This window comes from Caballeronia sp. (assembly GCF_049581465.1).
Taxonomy (GTDB): Bacteria; Pseudomonadota; Gammaproteobacteria; order Burkholderiales; family Burkholderiaceae; genus Caballeronia.
Genome location: NZ_JBAUSA010001269.1, coordinates 1 through 9,718, shown reverse-complemented (window position 1 = coordinate 9,718; position 9,718 = coordinate 1). Strand labels below are relative to the sequence as shown.

Sequence of the window (9,718 nt, the reverse complement as noted above, 5' to 3'; positions counted from 1 at the left end):
CGCTCGACTATCGCGGCGGCCGGTTCCGTTTGAATGCCGATTTCCTGTACCAGAGGGACAATCTCACGGACGGCCGCCCGGGGGTTTTCATCATTGGCGATGACGTGCCTGGCCCCCCTTCGGCGACGTACAACTACGGTCAGAAGTGGACGTATTCGTCCATGGAGGACACGGTCGGCATGCTCCGTGGCGAGTACGACATCGCACCGGACTGGACTGTCTACGCGGGTGTCGGCGCGCGCCATACGACCGAACTCGGCGACTATTCGACGCTGACCTACGACGAGGGCTCGACGAGCGCATACGGCCTGGGCGTCGGGTACAAGGAAAACGCGATATCGGCTCAATTGGGCGTGCGCGGCAAGTTCGATACCGGCCCGGTCAGCCACGCGTTCAACGCGGGTTGGCAGATCAACCGGATCGATGGTTACGGCGCCTACGATTTGACCTCGACGTACCCCACGAGCCTTTATGACACGCCCTCGGTCGCGCGTCCGCCGGCGGCTTTCAGCGGGGGCGAGTTCCCCGATCCGGGCCTGACCAGCGATACGTTGCTGCGCAGCTTCGTCGTCTCCGACACGCTAGGCTTCTTCGGCGATCGCTTCCTGCTCACGGTCGGTGCGCGTTATCAGAACATCCTCGAGAACGGCTACGCCTACGGCACCGAGGCGCAGGTCTCGGCCTATAACGAATCCGCCACGACGCCGATTCTCGGCGCGGTCTACAAGATCCAGCCGAATCTCTCGGTCTACGCGAACCGCAGCGAAAGCCTGGTAGCAGGCGGCAGCGCGCCGGCCAATGCGGCCAACGTCGGCGCGATCATCGCACCGTTTCGCGCCAAGCAATACGAAGCGGGCGTCAAGTACGACGCGAATCACTATGGTGCGGCGTTGGCGATTTATCAGATCAAGCAACCGGTTGCGTTCACGAACAGCGTCACCGACATCTATGCGGCGAACGGCGAGCAGCGCCATCGCGGTATCGAATTCTCGACGTTCGGCGAGCCGTTGAACGGCGTGCGCCTGATCGGCGGCGTCTCGTATATCGACGCGAAACTCGAAGACACGGACGGCAGCGCCGACGACGGCAACCATCCGATTGGCGTGCCCGCCTGGACGTTCAACGCGAACGTGGAATACGACGTGCCGCACGTGAACGGTCTCACGCTGATGGCCCGCGCGATCTATACCAGCAAACAGTATCTGGATGAGGCGAATACGCAGGTGGTCCCATCGTCGACGCGCTTCGATGTCGGTGCGCGCTACAAGATGCAGGTGTTCAAGCATGACACCACGTTCCGCGTCATGGTGACGAACCTTGCGAATCGTGCGTACTGGTCATCGGCACTCGGCGGCTATCTGACGCAAGCGGAGCCACGCACCGCCTGGTTCTCCGTGACGACCGACTTCTGATCCAGTTCGCGAGACAGGTAGAACGAAAACGTAATGCCATTCAGATAGGCCACTGAACGGCATTTTTTGAATCCTTCAATCTGGATCCACCCAGGAATCCAGGACAACGCGAAACGCGACGGCCGCGATCACCGGGACGGTCAGCATCATGACGATCCCGAAGTCCTCGACCGCATCGCCGTACACGATCGGCTTATACAGCACGACGCCCCCGACAATCACGAAGGCGACGAAGCCGACGAGCACCATCAGGAGGGTGCGCGCGGTAATGCTCGGTTGCCAGCGGTGTGGTTTGCTCGGCATGGTCGTGGAATTCGATGTCGTAGTTTTGATTTTTCTGGCTTGGGCGTATCACGGGCTCTTTTACCCATGATAGTCGACAACGCGAGGACACAAGATCGGCCGTACGTGACGTTCCTTGAGGCGCGGGCGCAAAACGCCGCAACAACAATGGCTTAGCGCGTGCTCCGGCAGGTTGTCCACAACCCTGCCCACAGATTATGTGGACAACTGCGCGGGGACCGAATTGCGTTTGCGCCTAGTCGCCGATGAGAAATTTGTCACGGTCCTGATCCGCCATCCATAGCGGCGCTCTTCCCCGTCCGGACCAGGTCGCTCCCGACACGGGATCGCGATATTTGGGCGCGACCGGGCCCGATTGTTTTCTTGGACCGCGGCCGCGGCGCGGTTCCAGGTCCTCCGGCTTGATCTCAAAGAGCGCCATTTTTTCGATGATGTCTTCGATCACGCCCGCGCGTTCGACTTTTGATACTTCGGCGATTTGCTTTTCCAGCGCCTCGCGCTGTGCTAAAAGTTCACGATAGCCGAGCTTACTAAATTCGGTCATGATTTCTCCAATGGTGGCAACGGTTAGGTTCGATCAGATTCAAGTGGCGTCATGGCAACTAAGCGCTAATGCAGTGCGCTGACGGGAAATGCGAAGGCATTGCTTTTGGGAGAGCTCCACGAGTGGCGGACCTCAGGAAAAGCGTGCGACAAACATTACGATTTATGCCGATCCTTCACTTGCATACGAAGAGGCAGAATCGTACATCAATACACAACAGAACGACCGGTGCAAGACCTCGTAGTTAGTCTACAGAGGCGGGGGCCGCTCTGCGTTTTGCGGTCCCGTTCGGACGAAACCCGTGTTTTCAGAACTTGTCGCGGCCGATACGAAGGACTTCACCGTCGCCGATCGTTCGAATCGCCGAAACGCCAGTGCGACTTCCGTTGGTATGGGTTTGCCCGAAATGCGACGGTACTCCACTCCGGGCAGGGTGACACATTCGGTGAGCGAACTTGGGACTATTGCCACGTTACCGCCTAGCGAGACGTAAGCAAGGACGGCCGCCAGGGTTCCCGGCTGCGGCCCGATTTGCGGTTCAAAGCGGCCTCGCCGCGCGACCTCGAACGTACCCGCGATTTGCTCTGGAAGGGCGAATACCTGGCCACGCAGTTGCGCCGGCTTGACGACATCGAAGGCGGCAAGTGGGGAACCGGAAGGAATCGCGAGGATGAACGTATCGCGGTACACGGTCCTCGCAGCGATACTTTCCGGAAAACGCATCGGAGGCCGGACATAGGCGAGATCAAGGCCGCCGTCCTCTAGCATTGCGCCGACCCGGTCCATGACCACCTCGTGCACGTTGATCTCGATGAGCGGGTGATGTTTGCGGAAATTCTGGACGTCCTGTTGCAACGCTCCCGAGTAAACCGCCGACGCAACATAGCCCACTTCAATGCGCCCTAGTTCGCCACGCTGCGTGAGCAATGCCAGTTCCTGGCCCCGTGACAAGTGGTCGAGCGCCACGAGCGCCTGGTCAAGCCACGCCTCGCCCGGTGCAGTAAGCGCGACAGAACGCTTGGTTCGATGAAAAAGCCTGACGCCCAAAATGCGCTCCGCCTCCTGAACGAGCTTGGTGAGCGAAGGCGCAGCGATTCCCAGTTCCTCCGCCGCGCGGGAGAAATGCAGGTTCTTCGCGACGCAGGCGACTCCGCGGATGTGCCGTAGTTCGAGTAGTCGCATGTCGTGTTTTTGTATTGACAAATTCGTTAATTATTTTGCGATTCTATGTCAATGACGGGCAAGTCACTAACCTCTACGCTTTGGGGATTGCCATCCGAAGCGACTCGTCATGTCCAGCGTCCCGAGCACCTCCCTTCAGACAGCACCCGCCGACGGCGACAGCCGCTCTGCGCACCTTGTCCTCGTCACGGCTTCGGCGGCGTGCGCGTTGATCGTGCTCGACACCAACGTCGTCGCGGTTTCGCTGCCGGCGATTGCCCGGACGTTCCATGCGGGGTTCGTCGATGTGGAATGGGTCGTAAGCGCATACATGGTGGCATTTGCGGCGTGCCTGCTGCCGAGCGGAGGTCTCGCCGATCGTTTCGGACGCAAGACGATGCTGCTTGCTGGCCTCGGCATATTCGCGCTGGCGTCGCTCGGCTGTGGCCTCGCGGTCTCGGTGCAGATGCTCGATATTGCGCGCGCGGTGAAGGGACTTGGCGCGGCGTTGCTGCTCACTTCTGCGCTTGCCATCATTGCAAACACCTTTCACGGGGGGCCTTCTCGTGAACGTGCGTGGGCGTTCTGGGGAGCCTGCATGGGCGTGGCGACGACAGTAGCGCCGCTCGTGGGCGGCGTTATCACGCAGTGGCTGGGCTGGCGCTGGATTTTCCTGCTGAACTTGCCCGTGTGCGCGTTGCTCGCGTGGTCCGCATGGAAGACAGTGACCCCGTCCGCGAACCCTCAAGCCGGCCCGCTCGACGTTACCGGAGGCCTCTTGTTCGGCCTGTCGCTGGCGCTGGGCATCTGGGGTCTGGTTGGCACTCAGAGCGACGGATGGGACAGTCGCATGACCGTGTTGCGCCTTGCTGGAGGTGCGGTACTGATGCTGGCTTTCATACGGGTGGAACGCGGGCGTTCTCATCCGATGATTGATTTAACCCTGTTTCGGCAGGCCCGATTCGTCGGTGCGGTGTTAGCGATGTTTGGGTACGCGGCATGCGCGCAGGTGATGATGACGTTCCTGCCGCTATACCTCCAGAACGCGTTCGCCTTTTCTGCCGTTGCAGCCGGACTAGGCATGCTGCCGTTCGCGATGGCGATGATCGCGGGTCCTTATCTTGGCCGTGCACTCTCGACGCGGGTTCGCAGCGGCGCATTGCTCTCGCTGGGATTGACACTCATTGGCGTGGGCGACCTCCTGACTGCGATCGTAGCGGGCACTGGCCACTATGGGCTCGTTGCTATTGGCATGGTGGTGACTGGCTGTGGAGCCGGCGTCTTGAATGGCGACACCCAGAAAGCGATTGTGGCGTGCGTGCCACCGGAGCGCACGGGGATGGCATCGGGCATCAGTACAACTACGCGTTTCACTGCGATCGTCACCTCCGTTGGCGTGCTGGGCGCCGTGCTTGCGGCACGCACGCGCGGCGCATTCGACGCGGCTCCAGTCGTGACAGCCGTAGGAAGCCATCATTTCGACAGCACGTTCATGTCTCGCGTACTGGCGGGCGACGTTGCCTCCGCGACCGCCAACCTCCCCGATGGCATGAGAGGGGTCGTGTCCGAAGCTGCCCGCGCAAGTTTTGCCAGCGGCTTTGGCGCCGCGTTGGGCGTCGCTGGCGTGATAGCGCTGGTGATTGCCGTGGGTGTGCGGGTGCTGTTCACGAATGCGCGGCCGATGCGGTCCGCTTGATTGCCTGCGGCGGCTGGCCGAATGCGCGAAGAAACGCGCGCCGCATCCTCTCCCGATCGCCGAAGCCGGTGTCTCGCGCGATCAGGTCGATCGGATGCTTGCCGGATTCCATCATCAGGCGCGCCGCTTCCACGCGCAGGCGCTCCACCGCCTTGCCTGGCGACTGTCCCGTCTCTTCGCGAAATACCCGGCTGAATTGCCGCGGACTCAGGTTCGCCGCGCCCGCCAGTTCCTCGACGGACAACTCAGCCTTCAGATTGTTTTTTGCGTAGACGAGTGCGGTCTGGACGCGATCGGACTTCGCATCCAGTTCAAGCAGTGCGGAGAATTGCGACTGGCCGCCCGCCCGGCGGTGATAGACCACCAGTTGCCGGGCGACCGTGCGCGCTATGTCGCTACCCAGATCCTTCTCGACCAGCGCCAGGGCCAGGTCGATGCCCGCGCTCATTCCCGCCGACGTCCAGATCGGTCCATCGACGATAAAAATCCTGTCCTCTTCCACCCTGATAGCCGGGTAGTCGCGTTGGAGCGTGCGCGCGAAAAACCAGTGCGTAGTAGCGCGGCGGCCGTCTAGCAATCCCGCCTCGGCGAGGACGAATGCACCCGTGCAGGTAGCCGCGATGCGCCGCGAAGTACGCGCGGCGCATCGAAGGTAGTCCACGACGCCTTCGGTCGCCGGCGCAGCGATGTTGTCGCCGACGACGATCACGGTATCGAAAACGCGCTCGCTGAACGCCTCGGTGTCGACACCAAATCCCAGCGACGACGGCACCGCGCCGCCTCCAGCCGACAGTAGCGTGACGTCGTACACGGTCTCGCCCGCGTTCTTGTTCGCGAACTCGAATACCGTCGAGACGCCAAGACTCAACACCTGGAACGCGGGATACAGGATCAAGCCGATGGAATTGCGCATGGAAAACCTCAAAATAGCCCGGCCACGAAATGTCCTAAAAGGTGGTATCTATGTCATTGATGCCATGATGTCATAGTTTTAGTATGGGTTCATCGCTGGCATCTCGCTGGCAACCCATGGAGTAGAGCATGAATCAGGCATCGAACAAGGGCACTGCCGTCGTAACCGGCGCTTCCACTGGCATTGGCGCGTTGTATGCCGAACGGCTTGCCGAGCGTGGCTACGACGTCATTCTGGTTGCGCGAAACCGTGAGCGGCTGGACGCGCTCGCCGCGCGCCTCACCGACGAGACGGGCCGTAGTTTTGAAGTTGTTACAGCCGACCTGGGCACGACGGAGGGCGTGCGCCGCGTCGAAGACATTTTGCGGACCGATTCGAGCATCACGATGCTGGTGAACAACGCGGGCGTTGGCGCGACGGCCACGCTGGCCGACTCCGATGCAGACAAGATGGACGCAATGATCAGCTTGAACGTGGTGGCCCTTACACGTCTGACGAAAGCCGTTGTACCGGGACTGATTGCGCGCGGCACGGGAACGATTGTGAACATCTCGTCGATCGTGGGCGTTTATCCCGAGTTGCTGAACGGCGTGTATGGCGGCACCAAGGCGTTCGTGCTGGCGTTCACGCAATCGCTGCATCACGAACTCAAGGACAAGGGCGTGACCGTGCAGGCCGTGTTGCCGGGCGCGACGAGCACCGAGTTTTGGGATATTGCCGGGACGGCCGTCGAGCACTTGCCTGCGAGTATTGTCATGAGCGCGAGTGACATGGTGAACGCCGCGCTCGCCGGTCTTGATCAAGGCGAGCTGATCACTATTCCGTCATTGCCCGAGCAGGCGGATTGGAATGTCTATGAAGCCGCTCGGCAGACGCTCGCTCCTAACCTTTCACGCGATAAGCCTGCGGCACGATACGGTGTTTAGCGTTCCCGGAGGGGCTGGCGCGGGGTTGGGGTTTGGGGGTGGGGTGAACGGGGTGGGGTTTGGGCGGTGCTGCTCGCGGCGATTGGGGGGACAGGTCTTGGGCGGTGCTGCTCGCGGCGAGTGTGGGGCGAGCATTGAGTTCTTCTGCTAGCGTGGTCGTTCTGCTTAAGTCGGATTTACTTGCTTATTTCTATTAGCCCCTGTTCGGGGCGGAACTTCATTTCTTTGCAAACGGCAAACGCGCAAAGAAACGAAGCAAAGAAACGCGTTTTAAACCGCCAACATTTAAGTGTCGTCGTCGCGCATCTCAGGCTTTTGGCACGAACATAGCGCGGCCCCCACCCATCAACCCGCAACTGAACACCCACCCCAAGCACCAGCGGCGCGCACACGCTTCGCCTCGACGGCCGTTGCTAATGCCCTGATTACCAAAGTAAAACTCTTGCGCCCACGGCCAGTATCAGCGCCGGCAGCATGACCACTCCGCCGACCCTGAGGAACATCAGGAAGCCCACGTTCTCTCCCTCGCGGCGAATCGCGCTCAGCCACAAAATAGTCGCAAGCGACCCCGTGATCGACAAGTTCGGACCAAGGTCGACGCCAATCAGCATCGCATCAACCACGCGCTCCGGACTATGCGCCTGCAGCAACGTCGAACTGGCAATCAGGCCAGCCGGCAAGTTGTTGACCAAGTTGCTCGCAATCGCAATGATCCCGCCCGATGCCGCCGCTGCAGCGATTTCACCGTGTTGCGTGGCCGCTTTCAATACATCGGCAAGATGCCCGACCACGCCAGTCTGTTCCAGCATCTCGACCAGCACGAACAGCCCAGCAACAAGGGGCAGCACGCTCCAAGAGATTTCCCTGATCACAGGCATGGGCGACTTCCTCTCCTGGATTAACACGATCGCCGCCGTCAACGCGCCAAGGATCGCCGTGGGCCAGCCAAGCTGGATATCGAACGCCGATACCACGAGCAACGCAAGCGCCGTCACGCCGATTCCACCCAGCGCAATCCTCCCGCTCACCGACAACTCAACGCGCTCCAGTTCGGACGCACATGTTCCCTGCAACGCGTGTCGCTGCGACCAGCGCAGCATGAGGAACGTAGCAACAATGGACAGCACCGACGGCACGGCGAAGCGCGCCATCCACGTCAGAAGCGGCGGAATATGGTTGCCGTAAAGCACGAGGTTCGCGGGATTCGAGATCGGCAGCACAAAACTCGCGGCGTTCGCGATGAACGCACACACGAAAAGCAGCGGCAACGGCTTGGTCTGCGCCTTTTTTGCTGCAGCAAAGACGGCCGGCGTGAGGACGACAGCCGTGGCATCGTTGGAAAGAAAAGTCGTGATGACCACGCCGACGACATAGACCAGGAAGAACAACCGCCGCGGCGACCCCCTGGCATGATTGACGGCGAGAACCGCGACCCAGTCGAAAAGTCCCTCGCGCCGCCCGACTTCGGACAGCACCATCATGCCGAACAGGAACAAGTAGACATCGGTGCCTTTGCCGACCGCCTGCAACGCCTGTTGGGCAGGCAACAGCCCCAGGACAACAAGCAGGAGCGCGCCAGCGACAGCCCATACCGCCTCCGGCCACTTGAACGGTCGCGTGATGACGCCAACCGTGGCCCCGACCGCGATACCCCACGAAAGAAATACTGGATTCACAACGGGATGAAGTCTCGATTAAAAATGTCTATTTGAGATCAAACTGCAATTGCCAGAGTTAATTACGGGAATCACTTTGGGTGTCAAGTCGCCACCGCGTGAATTCGCGGTATTGCGCGCCAGCGCGAAGTTTCAGGCGGCTCGGCTCGCACGCGCCTTTCGGGGAAAGGTTCGATCGGTACGGTTGCGGTTGCGATTAGCAAGTCGCATGCCATTGCAGTGGTGCGGGACAGTTGGGCATGGTGGGTTAACTGATTGACTTTAAAGGCGAATGGCCCGCTTTCGCGGGCCATTCGTCAATCAATCAAGCAAGCAGCAATCAGTTATAGCGGCTGAATGTTCGATGCTTGCAGGCCTTTCGGGCCTTGCTTAGCTTCGTAGCTTACTTTTTGGTTTTCTTGCAGGCTTTTGAAGCCTTCCGAACGAATTTCGGAGAAGTGCGCGAACAGATCATCGCCGCCGCCGTCCGGCGTGATGAATCCGAAGCCCTTCGCATCGTTGAACCACTTAACAATTCCTGTTGCCATTTGCCGATTTCCTAAGAAAGACGTATTCCATTTGGTAGCGCCACGACACATTTAGCGCCGTAACCCCTCTTTTTACCACGCGGAAAAGATGATTGTCATTTTCTTTTGACTGAACCATCTCGATTTTCGTTGCATTCGAGTGTCACCAACGGCTTTGCCCCTTCAAAGTGCAAAAAAAATCAGGGAAAACCATGAAATTGGCCCTAAGAAGATGCCAAATCCACTGGCACTGGATTAGTTAGTCGATTCTGAGCTAAGACGACGCCGACCCAGCCGCGCGCTATCGAAATCGGACGACACCGGGGGCCACATACCGGCGGTGTTTTCTTACGGCGTTGGGGGCGAAGCGTGTGTGCGCGGTGAGTGCTTGGGGAGGGTGTTCGACTGCGGGTTAAATATTTGGGGCCGTGCTACGTTCGGGCCAAAAACCTGATCGGACAAACCGGCCGCCGTAAGCCGGAAGTGTTTGCTTACAGCGTTGTGGGCGAAGCGTGTGCATGCGGAGGGTGCTTGGGATGGGTGTTCAACTGCGGGTGGGGGATTCGGGGGCGGTGCTACGT

The 9,718-nt window shown here is 60.1% G+C and carries 9 protein-coding genes; 3 read left to right on the top strand and 6 right to left on the bottom strand.

Annotated features, from left to right (window positions below):
- On the top strand, positions 1-1,412 hold a 1,412-nt coding region (locus WCA53_RS30785), incomplete at its 5' end, for a TonB-dependent receptor (RefSeq protein ID WP_423920407.1).
- 75 nt (positions 1,413-1,487) lie between these two features.
- Here WCA53_RS30785 and WCA53_RS30780 read toward each other — a convergent pair.
- The 3 genes from WCA53_RS30780 to WCA53_RS30770 form a co-directional block, all read right to left on the bottom strand.
- Positions 1,488-1,715 (bottom strand): hypothetical protein, encoded by a 228-nt coding sequence (locus WCA53_RS30780; protein ID WP_423920403.1) that lies wholly within the window; start codon positions 1,713-1,715, stop codon positions 1,488-1,490.
- Positions 1,716-1,950: 235 nt separating this feature from the next.
- Complete coding sequence (locus WCA53_RS30775; RefSeq protein ID WP_423920398.1) at positions 1,951-2,259, bottom strand: H-NS family nucleoid-associated regulatory protein; 309 nt, start codon at positions 2,257-2,259, stop codon at positions 1,951-1,953.
- 249 nt (positions 2,260-2,508) lie between these two features.
- Positions 2,509-3,441 carry a LysR family transcriptional regulator gene (locus WCA53_RS30770; RefSeq protein ID WP_423920395.1) on the bottom strand — a complete coding sequence of 311 codons (933 nt, stop codon included), beginning with the start codon at positions 3,439-3,441 and terminating at the stop codon, positions 2,509-2,511.
- Positions 3,442-3,550: 109 nt separating this feature from the next.
- Between WCA53_RS30770 and WCA53_RS30765 the strand changes: the two genes are divergently transcribed.
- Positions 3,551-5,116: an MFS transporter gene (locus tag WCA53_RS30765; protein ID WP_423920392.1), complete on the top strand. Its 1,566-nt coding sequence runs from the start codon at positions 3,551-3,553 to the stop codon at positions 5,114-5,116.
- Here the strand turns inward: WCA53_RS30765 and WCA53_RS30760 are convergent.
- On the bottom strand, positions 5,085-6,029 hold the full coding sequence (locus WCA53_RS30760) for a GlxA family transcriptional regulator (RefSeq protein WP_423920389.1): 945 nt from the start codon (positions 6,027-6,029) through the stop codon (positions 5,085-5,087). The genes WCA53_RS30765 and WCA53_RS30760 overlap by 32 nt on opposite strands.
- Positions 6,030-6,157: 128 nt before the next feature.
- Here WCA53_RS30760 and WCA53_RS30755 point away from each other — a divergent pair, with 128 nt between their 5' ends.
- On the top strand, positions 6,158-6,955 hold the full coding sequence (locus WCA53_RS30755) for an SDR family NAD(P)-dependent oxidoreductase (protein WP_423920382.1): 798 nt from the start codon (positions 6,158-6,160) through the stop codon (positions 6,953-6,955).
- Between the two features lie 425 nt (positions 6,956-7,380).
- Here the strand turns inward: WCA53_RS30755 and WCA53_RS30750 are convergent, their stop codons facing one another.
- Both WCA53_RS30750 and WCA53_RS30745 read right to left on the bottom strand, forming a co-directional pair.
- Positions 7,381-8,631: an arsenic transporter gene (locus WCA53_RS30750; protein WP_423920377.1), complete on the bottom strand. Its 1,251-nt coding sequence runs from the start codon at positions 8,629-8,631 to the stop codon at positions 7,381-7,383.
- 323 nt (positions 8,632-8,954) lie between these two features.
- A complete protein-coding gene (locus tag WCA53_RS30745; protein ID WP_423920370.1) occupies positions 8,955-9,158 on the bottom strand; it encodes a cold-shock protein in 204 nt (67 codons plus the stop codon).
- Positions 9,159-9,718: the final 560 nt, after the last annotated feature.

Coding starts and splice junctions, on each gene's coding strand:
- WCA53_RS30780 (WP_423920403.1), bottom strand. CDS start 1,715: ATGCCGAGCAAACCACACCGCTGGCAACCGAGCATTACCGCGCGCACC.
- WCA53_RS30775 (WP_423920398.1), bottom strand. CDS start 2,259: ATGACCGAATTTAGTAAGCTCGGCTATCGTGAACTTTTAGCACAGCGC.
- WCA53_RS30770 (WP_423920395.1), bottom strand. CDS start 3,441: ATGCGACTACTCGAACTACGGCACATCCGCGGAGTCGCCTGCGTCGCG.
- WCA53_RS30765 (WP_423920392.1), top strand. CDS start 3,551: ATGTCCAGCGTCCCGAGCACCTCCCTTCAGACAGCACCCGCCGACGGC.
- WCA53_RS30760 (WP_423920389.1), bottom strand. CDS start 6,029: ATGCGCAATTCCATCGGCTTGATCCTGTATCCCGCGTTCCAGGTGTTG.
- WCA53_RS30755 (WP_423920382.1), top strand. CDS start 6,158: ATGAATCAGGCATCGAACAAGGGCACTGCCGTCGTAACCGGCGCTTCC.
- WCA53_RS30745 (WP_423920370.1), bottom strand. CDS start 9,158: ATGGCAACAGGAATTGTTAAGTGGTTCAACGATGCGAAGGGCTTCGGA.